17 protein-coding genes are annotated in these 18,938 nt (G+C 46.2%); 9 read left to right on the top strand and 8 right to left on the bottom strand.

Translation table 11 applies throughout. From position 1 onward, the window contains the following. Positions 1-313: IS30 family transposase (locus B5D26_RS15750; protein ID WP_143833132.1), on the top strand; the 313-nt coding region annotated here is incomplete at its 5' end. A 44-nt stretch (positions 314-357) separates the two neighbouring features. Here the strand turns inward: B5D26_RS15750 and B5D26_RS15745 are convergent. Together B5D26_RS15745 and B5D26_RS15740 are read right to left on the bottom strand one after the other, a co-directional pair. Further along, entirely contained in the window at positions 358-1,569 is a 1,212-nt protein-coding gene (locus B5D26_RS15745) for an ammonium transporter (protein WP_078746668.1), read from the bottom strand. A 247-nt stretch (positions 1,570-1,816) separates the two neighbouring features. After that, positions 1,817-2,206, bottom strand: a complete 390-nt coding sequence (locus B5D26_RS15740; RefSeq protein WP_078746667.1) for a DUF3135 domain-containing protein — start codon at positions 2,204-2,206, stop codon at positions 1,817-1,819. A gap of 458 nt (positions 2,207-2,664) precedes the next feature. Between B5D26_RS15740 and B5D26_RS15735 the strand changes: the two genes are divergently transcribed. The 6 genes from B5D26_RS15735 (at position 2,665) to B5D26_RS15710 (ending at position 9,683) form a co-directional block, all read left to right on the top strand. After that, positions 2,665-3,780, top strand: a complete 1,116-nt coding sequence (locus B5D26_RS15735) for a branched-chain amino acid ABC transporter substrate-binding protein (protein WP_078746666.1) — start codon at positions 2,665-2,667, stop codon at positions 3,778-3,780. Positions 3,781-3,898: 118 nt separating this feature from the next. After that, positions 3,899-4,825 carry a high-affinity branched-chain amino acid ABC transporter permease LivH gene (gene livH / locus B5D26_RS15730; RefSeq protein WP_078746665.1) on the top strand — a complete coding sequence of 309 codons (927 nt, stop codon included), beginning with the start codon at positions 3,899-3,901 and terminating at the stop codon, positions 4,823-4,825. Further along, positions 4,825-6,078, top strand: a complete 1,254-nt coding sequence (locus B5D26_RS15725; RefSeq protein WP_078746664.1) for a high-affinity branched-chain amino acid ABC transporter permease LivM — start codon at positions 4,825-4,827, stop codon at positions 6,076-6,078. The genes livH and B5D26_RS15725 overlap by 1 nt, the downstream gene beginning before the upstream one ends. Before the next feature lie 25 nt (positions 6,079-6,103). Next, positions 6,104-6,835, top strand: coding sequence for a high-affinity branched-chain amino acid ABC transporter ATP-binding protein LivG (gene livG, locus B5D26_RS15720; protein WP_200810712.1), 732 nt, complete (start codon positions 6,104-6,106; stop codon positions 6,833-6,835). Continuing rightward, positions 6,835-7,533, top strand: a complete 699-nt coding sequence (locus B5D26_RS15715; protein ID WP_078746662.1) for an ABC transporter ATP-binding protein — start codon at positions 6,835-6,837, stop codon at positions 7,531-7,533. Before livG ends, B5D26_RS15715 begins: the two co-directional genes overlap by 1 nt. A 227-nt stretch (positions 7,534-7,760) precedes the next feature. Beyond that, entirely contained in the window at positions 7,761-9,683 is a 1,923-nt protein-coding gene (locus tag B5D26_RS15710; protein ID WP_078746661.1) for a PhoX family protein, read from the top strand. Positions 9,684-9,690: 7 nt separating this feature from the next. Here the strand turns inward: B5D26_RS15710 and B5D26_RS15705 are convergent, their stop codons facing one another. From B5D26_RS15705 to B5D26_RS15680, 6 genes are all read right to left on the bottom strand, one after another. Continuing rightward, a complete protein-coding gene (locus B5D26_RS15705; protein ID WP_078746660.1) occupies positions 9,691-10,221 on the bottom strand; it encodes a YqiA/YcfP family alpha/beta fold hydrolase in 531 nt (176 codons plus the stop codon). Between the two features lies 1 nt (position 10,222). After that, complete coding sequence (locus B5D26_RS16635) at positions 10,223-10,927, bottom strand: acyltransferase (RefSeq protein ID WP_078746659.1); 705 nt, start codon at positions 10,925-10,927, stop codon at positions 10,223-10,225. Positions 10,928-11,023: 96 nt separating this feature from the next. Further along, on the bottom strand, positions 11,024-12,850 hold the full coding sequence (locus B5D26_RS15695; protein WP_078746658.1) for a protein kinase domain-containing protein: 1,827 nt from the start codon (positions 12,848-12,850) through the stop codon (positions 11,024-11,026). A gap of 110 nt (positions 12,851-12,960) precedes the next feature. After that, the gene (locus tag B5D26_RS15690) at positions 12,961-14,556 is read right to left on the bottom strand and encodes a dihydrolipoyllysine-residue acetyltransferase (RefSeq protein ID WP_078746657.1); all 1,596 of its coding nucleotides are present in this window, start codon (positions 14,554-14,556) and stop codon (positions 12,961-12,963) included. A gap of 9 nt (positions 14,557-14,565) precedes the next feature. Further along, positions 14,566-15,543: an alpha-ketoacid dehydrogenase subunit beta gene (locus B5D26_RS15685; protein ID WP_078746656.1), complete on the bottom strand. Its 978-nt coding sequence runs from the start codon at positions 15,541-15,543 to the stop codon at positions 14,566-14,568. Then, positions 15,536-16,726, bottom strand: coding sequence for a thiamine pyrophosphate-dependent dehydrogenase E1 component subunit alpha (locus tag B5D26_RS15680; RefSeq protein WP_078746655.1), 1,191 nt, complete (start codon positions 16,724-16,726; stop codon positions 15,536-15,538). The genes B5D26_RS15685 and B5D26_RS15680 overlap by 8 nt, the downstream gene beginning before the upstream one ends. 424 nt (positions 16,727-17,150) lie before the next feature. Here B5D26_RS15680 and B5D26_RS15675 point away from each other — a divergent pair, with 424 nt between their 5' ends. Continuing rightward, positions 17,151-17,771: a BamJ family beta-barrel-assembly machinery protein gene (locus tag B5D26_RS15675; protein ID WP_078746654.1), complete on the top strand. Its 621-nt coding sequence runs from the start codon at positions 17,151-17,153 to the stop codon at positions 17,769-17,771. 98 nt (positions 17,772-17,869) lie between these two features. Then, a complete protein-coding gene (nfsA, locus tag B5D26_RS15670; RefSeq protein ID WP_078746653.1) occupies positions 17,870-18,592 on the top strand; it encodes an oxygen-insensitive NADPH nitroreductase in 723 nt (240 codons plus the stop codon). Positions 18,593-18,938: the final 346 nt, after the last annotated feature.

Here is an 18,938-nt window from a genome sequence, read left to right as displayed (position 1 = left end):
TAAAAGTATGACCTATGACCAAGGCAAAGAGATGGCTAAGCATGCGGAAATCACGCAACGTACAGGTGTAGCGATCTATTTTTGTGATCCACACAGTCCGTGGCAGCGGGGAAGCAATGAGAATATCAATGGCCTAATCCGCCAATATTTACCTAAAGGAACGGATCTGTCAGTGCACAGTCAGGAGCAGTTGGATGCGATTGCTTATGAGTTGAATATCAGGCCTCGGCAGCGTTTTGAATACCGATGCCCCATTGAAGTAATTAGTGAAGTGATGGCGAAAGAATATAATACCACCACATTAGTTCAGTAGCGTGTTGCACTCAGAGTCTGCAACCGCCCTTCCTTAATTAGGGTTTAGTCTTCGCTGGTAGCACCAATTTTGTGAATGCTTAAATCCGCACCGTTGAACTCGTCTTCTTCGTCCATACGAATGCTCGCCACTTTGTTGACCAAACCATATACAACAAAGCCGCCGACAAACGCGATAACCACACCTACTACTGTACCCGCCAGTTGCGCCGCAAGGGTGACACCGCCTAAACCACCCAACGCCTCTAGACCGAAGATACCTGCCGCGATACCACCCCAAGCGCCACAAAGGCCGTGTAGAGGCCAAACCCCTAAAACGTCATCTAAGCGAGGCCATTTGTTCTGTGCCACAGTGAACATGTATACAAATAGTCCGCCTGCAACGGCACCTGTTATTAATGCACCAATTGGGTGCATGATGTCAGAGCCTGCACATACCGCAACCAGACCCGCCAGTGGGCCGTTATGGATAAAGCCTGGGTCATTTTTACCCATAAACAACGATACGATAATCCCACCGACCATCGCCATAAGGGAGTTCACTGCCACCAAGCCACTGATACCGTCTAGTGTTTGTGCTGACATTACGTTAAAACCGAACCAGCCAACCGTCAGAATCCATGAGCCAAGTGCTAAAAATGGGATATTAGAAGGTGCAAATGCCACCACTTTACCGCCACGGTAACGCCCCATACGTGAACCTAGAATCAAAATAGCGGCTAAGGCGATCCAACCCCCAACGCTATGCACCACCACAGAACCTGCAAAATCATGGAAAGGTGCACCAAAAGTCGCACTTACCCAATCTTGGAAGCCATAGTTGCCATTCCAGCTCATCCCTTCAAATAGGGGATACACCAAGCCAACAATTAATGCTGAAGCCACTAGCATCGGATAAAAACGAGCGCGCTCTGCAACACCGCCAGAGACAATCGCCGGTATTGCTGCTGCAAACGTCAGTAGGAAAAAGAATTTCACCAGTGCATAACCATTCGCCTCAGCCAAGGTGCTTGCACCACTGAAAAAGGTGATGTCGTAAGCGATCCAATAGCCTACGAAGAAGTACGCCAGCGTTGAAAAGCCAAAATCAGTCATAATTTTAACCAATGCGTTTACTTGGTTTTTCTTGCGGACAGTACCTACCTCTAAAAAGGCAAACCCTGCATGCATAGCAAGCACCAAAATGGCACCTATTAAGATAAATAGCGTATTTGCTCCCTGCATCAGCGTTTCAACGGCACTGTTAATATTTTCCACAGTATTTCTCCAGTTTGTTGCACTAATTTGGTGCGTAATTAGCCTGTACTGCACAACCAATGCGCTTAAAAGAATACAGTGATGCCTCTTTTAAGCACTTCGAAAACAGCAAAGACTTTTAAATTATTGATTTATAAGCATTTTTGCAGCATCAAAAAGGTGCGCGCATGCACTCTAAAAGCTCTTCAATCAGAGTAAAAGCAATTAGCATGCCTATATTTGATGGCTCAATAGGAGATCGCTGAGCCTATTTAGGCTCAGCGGTATGTTTGAAAAGAGGAATGATATTGGAATCTGGATCGGTAACGGAAATATGTTGCTGATTAGCAGCAGAATCTAGCTCGATACTTTTGAGCTTAGGCGGACAGGGCTCTACCAGTGTGGTCAGTTCAGTACGCATACGGTCAAACGAGTCGTGCATTAGGGCTGTGATACGAATGCAGCACTGTAGAGGGTTTTTAGCACGTTGACGCTCCATGTTCATGCGAAAATTAAGTCCCTCTAAGCGTTGCTTTAATCTAGGTGTGGCATCGTCAAGAATCTCTTGGCTGAGCTGAATTCTGATCTGCTCAAGTTCCTCTGGATGATTCTGAGCTAGTTCCATTAGCACATCAAATGATGGGAGTGGGCTAGCCATAAAGCACCTCAATTTGATATTGCTTGTGAATTAAGGTTTAGACCAGAATCTTTAAATTTACAAAAATCTTTTTCGCAAAAAGTGATGATAAGTGTCTGATTACAAAAAAAATGCTATTTTTTTGATATGTAAAGAATGCGTTACATTTGGGTTGAAATTCGTTTTGGCTGCCCTTCATTAGATAAATAATCTAAAAATACTTATAAATTAGAGATTTGTTGCTAGTACGCTGAGTTTAGTCAGATGTATTTATGTATAAAATAGCCGGTGGATTCAAATTTGTACCGATACAAACTAGACAAAACCCAGATTATGAGTGAATAATCCTTATCCGAAGGTCTGATATTCTCAAATCCTAGATCAGGCATTTAGAACACAGGCAAATAATAATAGCTGAGGCAACATCCCTGCTAACTCAGCTAGGTTCGAATCATCACAATAAAAACAGGAAGACAATAATGAAGAGCATGGTGAAAAAAACTCTGATTGGTATGGGCGTCTCTGCTGCGCTAATGGCTGCAGCAACCGCGCAAGCAGATATTAAAATTGCAATGGCAGGCCCAGTATCAGGCCCAGTAGCTCAGTATGGTGATATGCAGTTCATTGGCGCAGAAATGGCCATTGAGCAGATCAACAAAGCGGGCGGTGTGAATGGTGAAAAACTGGTTGGCATCAAATACGACGACGCTTGTGACCCTAAACAAGCGGTAGCGGTTGCTAACAAAATTGTTAACGATGGCATCAAGTTTGTTGTAGGTCACCTGTGTTCAAGTTCTACTCAGCCAGCGTCTGATATTTATGAAGACGAAGGCGTTGTTATGATTACTGCAGCGTCAACTAACCCTGACATTACGTTGCAGGGTTACAAAATGATTTTCCGTACAATTGGTTTAGATAGTCTGCAAGGCCCTGTAGCTGGTCGCTATATTGCAGAAAAAGCTAAGCCAAAGCGCATTGCTGTGATTCATGACAAGCAGCAGTACGGTGAAGGTATTGCTACAGCGGTTAAGAAAACTGTTGAAGATGCAGGCCTGAAAGTGGTGATGTTTGAAGGTGTAACCGCTGGTGATAAAGATTTCTCTGCGCTAGTGGCTAAGCTGAAGCGTAATGATGTTGACTTCGTTTACTACGGTGGTTACCACCCAGAGCTAGGTCTGATTTTACGCCAGTCTAAAGAGCTGGGCTTAAATGCTAAGTTCATGGGTCCTGAAGGCGTAGGCAACAAAGATATCTCTGCAATCGCGGGTGAAGCTTCAGAAGGTCTGTTGGTCACACTGCCACCAAGCTTCGAACTGGATCCAAAGAACCAGAAGCTGGTGAAAGCGTTTGAAATGAAAAACCAAGACCCATCAGGCCCATTCGTAATGCCTGCTTATGCAGCCGTACAAGTGATGGCTGACAGTATGAAAGCCTCTGGCAGCACTGACGCTGAAGAAGTTGCAGAGCACATGCGCAAAACTTCTTTCACAACACCTATTGGTGACGTGAAGTTTGACGAAAAAGGTGATTTAACCTCTTTCAACTTTGTTGTGTATAACTGGCACGCGGACGGCACTAAGTCTGCCGCTAAGTAAGCTTTACAACAATAATAAACGAACCTAACAGTTCACTTACAAAGTACACTGTGAACGTTCACCACTGGCCTGTCAAAAGCAGGTCAGTGGTTAGGCGTTGCTCTCAGGGTGTCATATAATGTCCGAATCTATTTTTTATTTCCTCCAGCAGGTCACTAACGGTCTTACCATAGGCAGTACCTATGCTTTGATCGCTATCGGCTATACGATGGTGTACGGTATCATCGGTATGATTAACTTTGCCCATGGCGAAGTTTATATGATGGGTACCTATGTTGCTTTTATTGCCTTAGCTGGTTTGAGTATGCTTGGGATTGATAATCCTCTTTTACTCATCGGCCTCGCCTTAATGGTGAGCATTATGGTCGCCAGTGCGTATGGCTTCACCATTGAACGGGTTGCTTATAGGCCCTTACGCAGCAGCAAGCGACTGATTGCCTTAATCTCTGCAATCGGTATGTCAATTTTTCTACAAAACTACATTCGATTGGCGCAAGGCTCTCGTGATATCGCGATGCCAAGCCTGATCCAAGGTGGTTTCTTGATGGGCGATCCTAACGGTAGCCATATCATGATCTCATACATGCAGATCATCATCATGATTTCAACTGTAATCTGCATGGTCGGATTAACTCTATTTATCACGCGCTCCCGCATGGGTCGCGCTTGTCGAGCTTGCTCTCAAGACATCGGTATGACCAACCTTTTGGGTATTAACTCAAATAATGTGATTGCAGTGACCTTCGTAATTGGTGCCGCTTTGGCTGCGGTTGCGGGTATGCTACTGGGCTTGTATTACGGTGTTGTGAATCCTTACATTGGTTTTATGGCTGGTCTAAAAGCCTTCACCGCAGCGGTACTAGGCGGCATTGGTAGTATTCCTGGCGCTATGTTAGGTGGCTTGATTTTGGGTGTAACAGAAAGCCTAACAGCGGGTTATCTAACCGCTGAATACAAAGATGTTGTGGCATTTTCTCTGTTAGTTTTGATTCTGCTATTTATGCCGTCTGGTATTCTTGGCAAACCTGAAGTGGAGAAAATCTGATGCAATCAAGATTCACTTCGGCATTATTTGCCGCCCTATTAACCCTTCTCCTCGGTTCGCTGTTACTAGGCGTTACCATGGTGTCAGAAGGTATTGATCTGGTGCTTGAACTGTCTGAGCCACATAAAATTTATGGCTTGATTATTGGTGCTGCACTGGTTTTTATCATTCAGTACTTTAAGCAGGAGGTTGGTGCGGTTACCACAAGGCTTCGTGGGGATGGCAGCTTTGAGATGCCTGCGTTTATTCGCACACCTAAGCAACAACGTCTATGGGGCTTTATGGCGGTTGGTGCATTGCTGATATTCCCTTTTGTCAGCTCTCGTGGTGCGGTGGATATCGCAACTCTGACATTGATCTATGTGATGTTAGGTTTAGGCCTTAACATTGTAGTGGGCTTGGCTGGTCTGTTGGATCTGGGCTATGTGGGCTTCTACGCAGTAGGCGCTTATAGCTATGCGCTGTTGAACTTCTACTTTGGTTTGTCATTCTGGGTTGCATTACCAATTGCTGGCTTATTGGCTGCACTCTTTGGCTTTATTCTAGGCTTCCCTGTTCTACGGTTACGCGGTGACTATCTTGCCATTGTGACGCTTGGTTTCGGTGAGATCATTCGTATTTTGCTGAACAACTGGACAGATTTAACTGGCGGCCCTAATGGTATTGCCCGTATTCCAAAGCCTGACCTGTTTGGTTTGGAGTTTAACCGCAGAGCCTCTGAAGGCGGTCAAACTTTCCATGAATTCTTTGGTATTCCTTACAGTAGTGAATACAAAGTGATCTTCCTGTATCTGCTGGCTTTTGCTCTGGTACTGTTGACGCTTTACGTGATCAATCGCCTTATTCGTATGCCAATTGGTCGCGCATGGGAAGCACTACGTGAAGATGAGATCGCGTGTCGTGCACTGGGTTTAAATCCAACGGTTATTAAGCTGACCGCATTCACCATCGGTGCGTCTTTCGCAGGCTTTGCAGGTTCATTCTTTGCTGCTCGCCAAGGCTTTATCAGCCCTGAGTCGTTCACCTTCATTGAGTCGGCCATCATCCTTGCTATCGTAGTATTGGGTGGTATGGGTTCTCAGCTCGGTATTATTCTTGCGGCAATGGCGATGACCATTCTGCCAGAAATGGCCCGTGAGTTTGATGAGTACCGCATGTTGTTATTCGGATTGATGATGGTATTGATGATGATTTGGCGTCCGCAAGGTCTGCTGCCGATGAAACGTCCGCATTTGGAGCTGAAACGTGACTAATTTATTAGAAGTCAAAGACTTGACTATGCGCTTTGGTGGCTTGTTGGCGGTAAATGGTGTCAGCCTGTCAGTCAAAGAAAAACAGATTGTATCGGTAATCGGCCCGAATGGTGCTGGTAAAACGACGGTTTTCAACTGCATCAGTGGTTTTTACATCCCAACTGGTGGTGATGTGGTGTTCCAAGGTCGGCCTATGCAGGGCAAGCCCGGTCATTTGATCGCTCGTGAAGGTATGGTACGTACCTTCCAGAACGTTCGCTTGTTTAAAGAGATGACGGTCATTGAGAACCTCTTGGTTGCCCAGCATATGCATGCTGAACACAACCTATTAAAAGGTTTCTTTTTGACGCCTGGCTACCGTAAAAAAGAAAAGGAACTGATGGACCGAGCTGCACACTGGCTTGATCGTGTCGGCTTGTTAGAGTTCGCTAACCGTGAAGCAGGCAACTTGGCTTACGGCCAGCAACGTCGCTTAGAGATTGCGCGTTGCATGGTGACAGAACCGAAACTGTTAATGCTAGATGAGCCTGCCGCAGGTTTGAACCCAAATGAAACGAAAGAACTTGATGAACTGATCATGCACCTACGCGATGATCATGGTGTCTCCGTTATGCTGATTGAGCACGACATGGGCTTGGTAATGGGTATCTCTGATCACATCGTTGTGATCAATCAAGGTGCACCATTAGCATCAGGCACACCTGCTGAAATTCAGGCAAACCCTGATGTAATTAAGGCCTATTTGGGAGAAGATTAATGCTGACACTTGAAAATGTTCACACTCATTATGGCCCAATCGAAGCGCTAAAAGGAGTTTCTCTGAATGTGCAACAGGGTGAGATTGTCACCCTGATTGGCGCTAACGGTGCGGGTAAGTCAACACTGCTGATGACAGTTTGCGGTGATCCTCGTGCTAGTGCGGGTACTATTACTTGGAAAGGTAATGATATCACCAAGGAAGAAACTTCTAAGATCATGCGTACTGGTCTAGCAGTTGTACCTGAAGGTCGTCGAGTGTTTTCTGCGATGACCGTTGAAGAAAATTTATCGATGGGTGGTTTCTTTAATAAAACCACCTACGATCAACGCATGGCACACGTATTAGAGCTGTTTCCTCGTTTAGAGGAGCGCTTTAAACAGCGTGCAGGCACCATGTCAGGTGGTGAGCAACAGATGCTGGCTATTGGGCGTGCGTTGATGAGCGAGCCTGAACTGTTGATTTTGGACGAACCCTCGCTGGGGTTGGCGCCACTGATCATCAACCAGATTTTTGATATTATTCATAAATTGCGTGATGAAGGTATGACCATCTTCCTAGTTGAGCAGAACGCCAACCAAGCGTTACGTTTGGCCGATCGCGGATACGTGATCGAGAACGGTAAAATTGTACTTGAGGATACGGGTGCAAACTTACTGGTCAATGAAGATGTGCGCAAAGCCTACTTGGGTGGTTAATCGAATAGGCTTTAAACATTGTAGTAAACACTCTTGCGATTGAGTGAATAACCCCGACATGTTCGGGGTTTTTTTATGCCTGTTCTTTTGTCTCAACTCTGTCTTGTTATATTCATCTTTCTGTAATCTCGCAAGTGCAGCATGTAGTTTATTAATCCATTAAACCTATCAGGTTTCTATATGGATATTCTACAGACTTAACCTGTCAACATGATGAGGAGCGATTCATGGACGTAAAGCACTGGGATGCTGATGAAGAGAAACGTTGTAGTCCAGAAAACATAGCTGCTTTTTCAGACCTATTAAAAAATCGCCTGCAAACGGAAAAAGCAATCAACACTGCTATCGGTACTGATACTCTTGATAACCAATCAAATGAAACCTTGGAGGCTGAAGCATCGATGTTTAGCTTTGAAGCAGTTTCTGCTGGAGTAGACGGCACACACCATGTGGCAAAAGGCTATCGTGCCGATATATTAATAAGTTGGGGAGATCCCGTGATGGGAGATGCTCCTGAATTTGATGCAAACCATCAAACTCCAGAGGCACAAGAAAAGCAGTTTGGTTATAACAACGACAGTATTGGTTTTTTACCTCTGCCAAGAGGGTCTAAGAACCCTGATCACGGCCTACTGGTGGTCAATCATGAATATACCTCCCGTAAGTTGATGTTTCCGGACCATAAACCAAAGAAAGAAAAGAAAGCAGACTACGGGTTACGCTTATGCCAAGTTGAGATGGCGGCTCATGGTTTATCAATATTAGAAATTGAAAAAAACCGCAATGGTCGCTGGCAAACTGTGCGTTTTAGCCCTTATAACCGTCGTATCACGCCTTTACGTTCTGTGCTTGATATCTCCGGGCCAGCAGCTGGTGATGCCCGTATGCAAACCAAGTATGACCCTGATGGTTTTCATGTTATTGGTACATTGAATAATTGTGCTGGCAGTATCACGCCTTGGGGGACTTTTTTAACTGCGGAAGAGAACTTTAATGGCTACTTCTTAGGTCATAAAAAAGATCATCCAGACAGATTAAAATTGAAACGTTATGGTATCCCGGGTAAGTGGTTTGATTGGGGTAAGCATGATTCACGCTTTAATATTGATATGGAACCCAATGAACCAAACCGCTTTGGTTGGATTGTGGAGGTTGATCCATACAACCCCAATGCTCGTCCTGTTAAACGTACCGCACTGGGCCGCTTTAAACATGAGGGCGCAGGTATTGTGCTTAATGCAGATGGACGTGTAGTGGTTTACTCAGCAGACGATCAACAGGGCGAGTATCTGTACAAGTTTGTCTCATACAAGGCCTATGATGACCATGACCGCAGGGCTAATTTTAGCTTACTAGACGAAGGTACACTTTATGTGGCTAAGCTTGATCATATTGGGAACTTAGATTGGTTGCCGCTGGTTTACGGACACGCAGGTTTAAATGAGGAAAATGGTTTCAATAGCCAAGCGGATGTATTAATTGATACTCGATTGGCGGCTGATCTTGTGGGGGCAACGCCCTTAGATCGTCCAGAGGATGTTGTGCCCAACCCTGAAAATAATCATGTCTATTTAATGTTGCCGGGGGTAGAGGCCAGAGCCAATGAAGGGCGTATTTTAGAACTGATCCCTCCACAGGGCGATCATACGGCTTTGCAATATCGCTGGGATCTACTACTGCAAACCAATGTTAAGGCGACAACCCATAAGCACCGTCGCAAAACAGATCCTAAGCCAGATAAGCAGGGGCTAAAAAAAGACTGGTTTGTGGCACCCGATAATTGTGCGGTAGATGGTCAAGGTCGTTTGTGGGTGACTACCGATCAAGGTGAATACTGGGGACGTTCTGGCTCTGCGGATGGTATCTGGGCCGTGGAAACCCAAGGTCGTAAAAAAGGCGCTGCGCGAATGTTTTTTAGGGTGCCAGTTGGTGCCGAAATGGCAGGGCCCGCTTTTACACCAGATGATAAAACTATGTTTATTGCTGTTCAGCACCCCGGTAGCGATGGCGCAAAGGACTACCCACCTTTTGCTCGCGAGTCTACATTTTCTGATCCGGTCACTCGTTGGCCGGATTTCAACTCTAAACAACCACCAAGACCTTCTGTTGTTGTGGTGGTTAAGAAGGATGGCGGAGTGGTCGGTAGTTAATTCTAACTTAAGGGAGCGCTTGCTCTAATGGTTCGAGGAAGGCGATAAAGTCTTCCTCAATCACGTTAATACTGTCGGTTAAGCGGTGATCATCTGATAAAAGGTGCAAAGCACAACCTGTATTTTGGCTTACTTGATTGCTATTCATCCAAGGAATAGTGCTATCAAACAAGCCATGAATGATATGAATATGAGTGCTATTGAGTTCAGGCCACTGCATTGGGTATTGAGTTAAACCAAAAGCAGGTGCCATCAAAAAAATACCCGCTGCTGGGAATTGCTGGCTGGCACGTGCAGCAACATATCCACCCATGCTAGAACCTATCAACACTAACTCTTCTGAGGGCACCTGCATCTCAGTCAAATACTCCGTTAGCATTTTGACACGACTCTCAGGGTTGTCTGGTTGCTCGCAGCTTAAATAGTTTAGGGCACTATATTCGTGACCACGCTCACGGGCAATGCGTGATAATAATTGTCCCTTATTGCCCCAAGGGCCACTCTCTTTACCATGAGCAAAACAGATATGTAACGGCATATTAGTCGTCCTTGTTGTTACTGTGTTGAGTTGCAGTGATAGATTCGATAGGTAATTGAGTAATTTCAGCAATATAGCCGCTAGGCTTTGTACGGCGATCGCCTACTTGCTTGGCTGGATTGCCCACCATAATGGCGTAACTGGGCACATCTTTTGTCACCATGCTGTTCATACCAATAACAGCACCATCACCAATGTTGATGCCATCACGAATTCCTACACCAGCACCTAGCCAAACATCATCGCCAATTACAACCCCTTGTGAGCGATTTGCTTGCTGATAAATAGGCTGGTCTGGCGCCATGCCATGGTCAAAAGCATAGATTTTACAATGATTGGCAATGCGAGTGCGGTTACCGATCTTGATACCTGCCTTACCGCCATCAAACGAGCAGCCATGATTAATCGCAACTTCATTACCAATCTCTATAGGTCCGTGTAAAAAGCAATTTGCAGCGACAAAGCACTGTTGCCCGAAATGAATACCACGGTTTGGCTCAGCAAAAATAGCAGCTTCTGGGGCGATAAAACAGCGCTCACCAAACGTCACTGTTTCTAACGCTGAAAGCATTTTTTGAACCGCCTCCTGCCAAGGTTGTGCCCAGACGAGGTGTTTAGGTTTTAAGCGGTAATACAACCAAGGCATCCAGCTTAGTCGACGTTTATGTTGTTCTCGGTAAAATTCAGCGTTGTCAGCACTCGACATAAAAAAGCCTATAGCTAATATCAATGTGAAATTCTGCCTAGAATAGCCACAATCAGCAAGCGTAGTACTTGCTAAAATGACAGTTTAATTAGGATGTTAAGCTCCTCTTGGGTTTCTCGGGTAGAAATGATCTGGCTGACTGGCTAGGTGGCTAAAGCTACGGGTATTTTTGTAAGGTAGTTTCATAAAACCGGAGATGCCTAGGTTATCGATCAAATGCACATGGTCTAAAATAATGCTGAGGGCTTGCTTAAAATCGCTCTCCCTCTCTGCATCCAACAGCACGTAATAACTGTGGATTTTCAGGTGGTTCGGTAAGCTTTCAAAAATAATACAGCCAGTGTGCCGGATACTGTTCAGTCGTTCAATTTGGTGGCGAATGGCTTTAGGCAGTTGCAGTAGCTCTTCAGGGTCTTCGCCATCTTCAAAGTAGGAGTGCAGGCGGCTAGGCTCTTCGACAGGTAGCGTGGGGGCTATTTCAAAGGGAATTTCGTAACCCTCTGGTACCTGAAAGGGTTGCTCAATAGACTCCCGTTCAATGTGCAGGGTAACCCGTGCATTAAACATACAGCATTTAAACACCCCAACTCTCTGGATCGAGCGTGCCAAGTTCACAAAGTTATTGACCGATGCAATAAAAGCATCTTGTAACGCAGGGGCGTGCAGGTTAAGGCTAGAGTCGATATGAACACCCTGTTCATTCCAGTGAATGGCCAGTCCGCCCACCAGTGGGTATTTGCCCAGTCGGCTGATGCTGGCTAAAAATGCCCGTTCGGTTTTACCCATGCCGTGCATAAAGTTTTTGTAGTACTTCTCCAGCTCAACATCATCAACATCCATTAGGTAGTGGTCGTTTTGCTCCTCCCGCAGAAAGGTTTTACGGGAGTTGTACACTACAGTATCAATCAGTTGGCTGCTGTCGTGGCTCCAAACGGGGATTAAGGGTTTGGGTTTTGCCCAAACGTCGTCTGCAAACACCAAATGCCGCATGGTTTGCATCTGCTTGATAAAGTAGTCCCCTGCTTGATGCTGCTTTTTTAAGTCGTCGTCTAACATCGCTTGCAGTGTACGAGCAAACTCTATTGGAAGCCCTAAAGAGGAAGGCGGGATGGCATTGTGGCCATAGCGGCAAGATTGTCCCGAGGCTAAAGCATATAAAGTACCTGCAACCCCTTGTTCATCAAAGCGGGGGGAGGAGAGCGCGCCATTCAGCTGTTCTTCGCCAATAAAATAAACATCGCCTAATTTGGCATTGGTGTTGTGATGGTCGGCACTCATCATGCTGATGCCTGTGTCGGCGACAGGTTGGCCTTGGGCGTCGAGTTGGGCAAAAACGCTGGAACCCCAGTCGATCAATTTGACCGTTTCGGTTTCAGGGTCGATGACGATGTTCGAGGGCTTAATGTCACCATGCACAATAGGTTTGGGGATTGAACCTTGTTTGAAGCTGCGTAGGGCAACCAAAATATCACGCATTTGAGCGGCAATTTTCACTACCAATCGGGGGGGGAGCGGGCCATATTTTAAACTGAACTGTTCTAAATCCATGCCTTTGGCGCGTTCCATAATTAAAACAGATTGCTTCTTGATACGGGTGTATTCGTTAACCACTGGAATATTGGGATGGTCAAGATGCTGCTGCATCCAAGCCTCTTCCTCTAGTCGATCTTGGATATGCTGCGGCAAGTTAATCCGTGAAAACTTGAACACATAAGGGCTACCAGAGCCAGACACGCCACCAAAAACAAAGCCATACGCGCCCTTGCCGATAAACTCAATTTTACTAAAGCCGTGTTGCTCAAGCTGCTCCTGACAGAGCTGTAGCCAATCTTTGATTTTTTGAGCATCTTGATGGCTCATCAAATAGATTGACTGCTCTTCGTTGATATAAAAATGCTGAAGCCGAGAAGGATAGTTAGGCATCACCGATCCCTGTTATTTGCAGTTTGAATATTCTGAAATGCTGATACTGAGCGGGCAACCCTGCTAGAAACAAAAAAGCGCCCTCATTGAAGGCGCTTAAATGGTTTGGTTTAGTGTAGCTCTACCAACATGCTGGCAGGGTCTTCTAAATACTGTTTCCACAGGTTGCAGAAGCGGGCGATGGTGCCACCGTCAATAATACGGTGATCCCCTGACCAACTAACCTGCATGATCTGTCTTGCCACTACGTTTCCTTGAGCATCAAAGCGAGGCAGAGATTGTACTCGACCCAGTGCCACAATGGCGGCTTCTGGTGCATTGATGATAGGCGTGGCAACCGTGCCGCCTAGCGCCCCGATGTTAGAAATAGAGATGGTACCCTCTTTCTGATCCTCTTGGCTGACACGACCTGCGCGAGCAGCGTCTGTTAAGCGGCTCACTTCTTGTGCGACTTGTTTGATGCTCAGTGTTTGCACATCTTTCACATTGGGTACTAACAGGCCAATTGGCGTATCAACGGCCATGCCGATATTGATGCGGCTGAGGTATGTCAGTTCGGTGCAGTCGGCATTCACTCGGCTGTTGAGCACGGGGTAAGCCTGAATCGCCAATGCCATCGACTTCATAAAGAATGGCATCAGGGTCAGTTTAATGCCCTGTGTCTCTAGCTTTGGCTTCAACTGTAACCGCAGCGCCATTAAGTCGGTAATGTCGATCTCTTCTGCATAGGTGAAATGCGGAATGGTCGAAACCGAACGTACCATCTGTTTGGCCATTGCCGCTTTGATACCGCGAATAGGCTCAACCCGATCAGCTGTTTCAGCCGTTGCTGTGGTTGTTGTGACACTGGCTGTTGGGGCTGATTCAGTCGCAGCTTGAGCAGTTTTAGGCTGCTGGATAAAGTTGAGAATATCGCCTTTTAAAACGCGGCCATCTTTGCCTGTGCCAGACACTTGTTGAATATCAACCTCGTATTCACGGGCGATTCGACGCACGGCGGGGCTGGCAAGTGCTTTCCCTTTGTTACTGCTGGTGCTCACAACGGCTGTTGTGACTGTTACTGCGGCAGCTTGTGCCACAGGTGCAGGGGCGCTAACTGTAGCGGTAGGCGCTGCAACACTGCCTGCTGGCGCATCAATTTCGATGGCAAACAGTGGGGCGTGAACTTTGGCAATTTCGCCTTGCTTGTAATAGAGCTTAACGATGCGGCCATGATCCATGCAGGGTATCTGTACCAGTGCTTTGTCGGTCATCACATCGGCAACAGGCTGGTCTTCCACTACCTCATCACCTTCTTTGACCATCCACTCAACCAGTTCGCACTCCACAATGCCCTCACCGATGTCAGGCAGAATAAAATCTTTAATGATTTTGCCTGCGGGGGCTGTTGGTGCGGCCGCTGTTGTTTTTTGCTCGCTTTCAACAGGTGTCGGCGCAATAGGCGTTGAGCTTTCACCACTTTGACCCGATGCGGTATCAACGGCAAACAATGGCGCATGAACTTTGGCGATCTCGCCTTGTTTGTAATGCAGTTTGACCACAATGCCTTTGTGCATCGAGGGGATCTGGACAAGAGCTTTGTCGGTCATTACATCTGCAATGGGTTGATCCTCTTCAATATGATCCCCCTCTTTGACGAGCCATTCGACCAGCTCACACTCGACAATGCCTTCACCGATATCCGGTAGAATAAAATCTTGAATCATGACCTGCTCCTAGAACTGAACACTCTGTTTAATCGCTTCGTAGTTTTTCAAATGGTCAGGCATGTATTCCTTGTCGTGAGCGAGCGGGAATGGTGTGTCTAAACCAGTGACGCGACTAATGGGAGATTCAAGGTGCAAGAAGCAACGCTCTTGAATAGTGGCTGAAATTTCGCCTGCAAAGCCGCCTGTACGTGGCGCTTCATGGCTGATCAACAAGCGGCCTGTTTTCTTGACGGAATCGACAACGGTATTCACGTCCCAAGGTAACAGAGTGCGTAGGTCGATGAGTTCACAAGAGATGCCGTCTTTTTCAGCCAGTGCGACCGCTTTTTCTAGCACTTCCATCTGAGCACCCCAGCCCAGAATGGTAATGTCGGTGCCTTCTTTTACGACTTCTGCAACGCCTAGTGGGATCTCGTAATCGCCTTCAGGCACCTCACCTGTTGAGGCGCGATAAAGGCGCTTTGGCTCGAAAAAGATAACAGGGTTGTTGTCTCGAATAGAGGCCAGCAGTAGTCCTTTGGCTTGGTAAGGGTTACGTGGAATCACCACTTTTAACCCCGGTGTACCTGTGAAATAAGCTTCAGGTGATTGAGAGTGATACAAACCACCGTGAATACCACCGCCGTATGGGCTGCGAATGGTTAAGCCGCCTACATCAAACTGATTGCCTGAGCGGTAGCGGTACTTGGCTGATTCGTTAACGATCTGGTCAAACGCTGGAAAGATGTAGTCTGCAAACTGAATCTCTGCCACTGGCTTGTGGCCTTGTGTGGCCAAACCGTTTGCAAAACCGATAATGCCCTGCTCAGTTAGAGGAGTGTTAAAGCAGCGGCTTTTGCCAAACTTTTCTTGCAGGTGGCTGGTTGCACGGAATACACCGCCGAAATGGCCAACGTCTTCACCAAAACACACCACTTTGTCATCTTTGCTCATGGCAATTTCAAGCGCGTTGTTGATCGCTTGAAGCAAGTTCATGTTACTCATCGTTCAGTCTCCAAGCGGTTTTTGGATAGGCGTCAGGGTATTTGCGGATATGCGCTTTTAACTCACTGAGCTGATCAACAAGGTGCTGTGGAGGGACGTCGTATACGTCGGTAACCAATTCATCAATAGAAGGCGCAGGTACTTGCTCGGCCTCTTTCATGGCAGCCATCACGTTTTTACGTTTCAGGTCTAATTCTTCGGCATCGCGGGCTTCTGACCACCAACCTTGGTTAATCAACCAAAGCTTCATACGTTGCACGGGATCTTTTTCGCGCCATTTCTCTTCCTCTTTCTTGCTACGATAGCCAGAGGGATCATCAGAAGTCGAGTGTGCGCCTAAGCGATAGGTCATCGCTTCAATTAAAACGGGCTGGTTGTTTTCAACGGCCATGCGTCGCGCTTCTTGTGTGGCTTTAAGCACTGCCAGCACATCGTTACCGTCGACACGAATTGCTTTTACACCGTAAGCCACTGCGCGAGGTGCAATACCGTCGCCAGCAAACTGCTCACTGGATGGTGTTGAAATGGCATAACCATTGTTACGGCAGAAGAAAATGACCGGTACTTTAAATACGCCTGCCATGTTGATGGCTGCGTGGAAGTCACCCTCTGAGGCGGCACCTTCACCGAAATAACAAATGACACAGTTGTCTTTTTGCTCAAGCTTATAGCCATAAGCATAGCCTACGGCTTGAGGGAGCTGGGTCGCAAGAGGTGATGAAATAGTTAAGTAGTTCAGATCACGTGAGCCGTAGTGAATCGGCATCTGACGACCTTTGCCCAAATCATTCTCATTGCTGAACAGTTGGTGCATAAACTGCTTAAGGGGGAAACCACGGAAAGCTAATGCGCCTTGCTCACGGTACTGAGCCATGATCAGGTCGTCAGAAGCCATGGCTGCGGTGCTGCCGATGTCTGCGGCTTCTTCACCGATTTCTGTCATATAGAAGCTGATGCGGCCTTGGCGTTGTGCCGCAACCATGCGCTCATCCAGTGCGCGAATAAATAAGAAGGTATCGTAGATTTTCAGTGCCAATGCCTGATCAATATCGGGCAGGGCGGCGCCTTCATATAGCGTACCATCTTGTTGCAGGATTTTTAGAATTGGTGTTTCTAAATCACTGCCATCGATAAAGGTCGGTGTATGGACTACACGCACTTCGGGTTGATTGGAGTTGCTCATAAGCTTCCCTTGTTGTTCTTATCTTAAGCCATCTGATTGTGTCAGAAGCATCAATCCCAAGCCGATTGTGTCGGCGAATCTTAGAGCCTTGAATAGTTTGGCACTAAAATTAGGGCTTGTGATCTGAGCGGTCACACTTTGCGTTTTTAACTTTAGACCAATCAGGTCGCTGCAAAACGCATCGACTGGATATGAAATCTATAGACGTAAACAACGTCAAAGTCACGTTCAGTCATGTCTGAAATATATGCAAGGTTTTGGTGAAAGTAAATCTACTTGGGCTATATTTCTGTATATTTGTTATTTAACAGATGATGTATCTGTTAAATAGCCATAATTTGGTTTCATCTGTTTTTGTTATAGGTGGATGATTTTCGGGTTCGTGGTAGAATAAATTTTTCAACAAAATCAACTGGTAACCCTGATGAGTGAATTGGCAACAGTAGAAGCAAAAGTAAGTTATGGTATTGGTCGTCAAATGGGCGAGCAGTTGGCGAGTAGTGGAATCGATGGCCTTTTGTTGGATCAAGTTGCCTTGGGTTTGCGTGAGGCATTTGAGGGTGCAGAAAGTCGTGTGAGTGATATGGAGCTGCATGAAGCCTTTGAAGTGATTCAGCAACGTCTGGCAGAGAAGCAGAAAGCACAGCACCAGAATACGATTGATGCAGCGAATGCTTATTTGGCTGACAATGCCAAAAAAGAAGGTGTGGTTGTAACCGCTTCTGGCTTGCAGTACGAAGTACTGACCGTAGGTACTGGCGCTATTCCGAGTGCTACAGATAAAGTGCGTGTGCATTATCATGGTGAGTTGATCAATGGTGAAGTGTTTGACAGTTCTGTTGAGCGCGGTCAGCCTGCCGAGTTTCCTGTTGGTGGCGTGATTCGCGGCTGGGTTGAGGCGCTTCAACTGATGCCTGTTGGTTCAAAGTGGCTGTTGACCATTCCTGCTGAGCTGGCGTATGGCGAGCGTGGTGCGGGTGCGATCCCTCCGTATTCTGCGCTGGTATTTGAAGTTGAGTTGCTGGATATTATTTCTGCACAGTAATTGCCAAAACTCTGATTGAATCTAAATGCCGATTATCTTGTGGTAGTCGGCATTTTGCGTTTTGATAGACTGTAATTGCTTTGATCGAAGGAAGTGCTATGAATCCAACAATAGAAACAATTTTGAATCATCGATCCATTCGCAAGTTTACGGATCAAGTAATTAGCTCTGAACATCTTAGCTTAATTATTGACTGTGCTCGGGCTGCTTCGTCATCTAGTCATTTGCAGTGTGTCAGTATTATTCGTGTCACTCGTGCGGAAAATCGTGAGCTATTGGCAGAGTATGCAGGCAATCAGTCGTATGTTAGCTCAGCTGCAGAGTTTTTGGTGTTCTGCGCAGACTTTAATCGTCATCAGCAAATCAAACCGGATGCGAAGCTAGGTTTTGTAGAACAAACTTTAATTGGTGCAGTGGACTCAGGTTTAATGGCTCAAAATGCACTTTTGGCAGCAGAGTCTATGGGGCTTGGCGGCGTTTATATTGGTGGCTTGCGTAATAACCCTGAAAAAGTCTGTGCTTTATTAAACTTGCCAGAACATGTATTTCCGATGTTTGGCCTATGTTTAGGTTATCCAGACCAGGTACCAGAAAAGAAGCCACGTTTACCTGTCGATCTGGTGTTGCATCAAGAGCGGTATCGCGCATTAGATGCACAGAAGCTTTCTGAATATGATGAACAAATGCGAGAGTACTATCGTGAGCGCTCGCAAGGTAAAAGCGAGCAATCTTGGTCAGAGCAGATCAGTCAGGCCTTGGGTAAAGAAGCGCGGCCTTTTATGTTGGTAAGCTTAAATAAACAAGGGTTTGCTTTGAAATAGATCGAGGGATTTTTTAACCTATTCTATAGGCTGTGCGGCTGTTGCCGAGTAAAGTTTAAAAAAACAGTTGCGCAATGCATTCTGCTGCGTATAATACGCGCTCTCTAGTCAGGCAAGGCTTGATTGGAAGTGTTAAGTGCTTGTTTATACTGATGTTTTTGAGTGCGATATTTGATTGGTTCGGTTTTCTGAGTTGGTCGGCACTGAAAAGAAAGTTGAAAAAAGTGGTTGACAATACGAGGTTCGGTTCTGTAGAATACGCAGCCTCAGTTGAGCGAAGTGATCGAGATTCTGTCTCTCCTTCGATTAACTAAATTGCTCTTTAAAAATTCAATCAGATAATTCG

The sequence above is a fragment of the Oceanospirillum multiglobuliferum genome (genome assembly GCF_900167095.1).
In the GTDB taxonomy this organism is placed as follows: Bacteria; Pseudomonadota; Gammaproteobacteria; order Pseudomonadales; family Halomonadaceae; genus Oceanospirillum; species Oceanospirillum multiglobuliferum.
The sequence above is the reverse complement of the archived record's forward strand: the minus strand, read 5'-3'. Positions and strand labels throughout refer to the sequence as shown.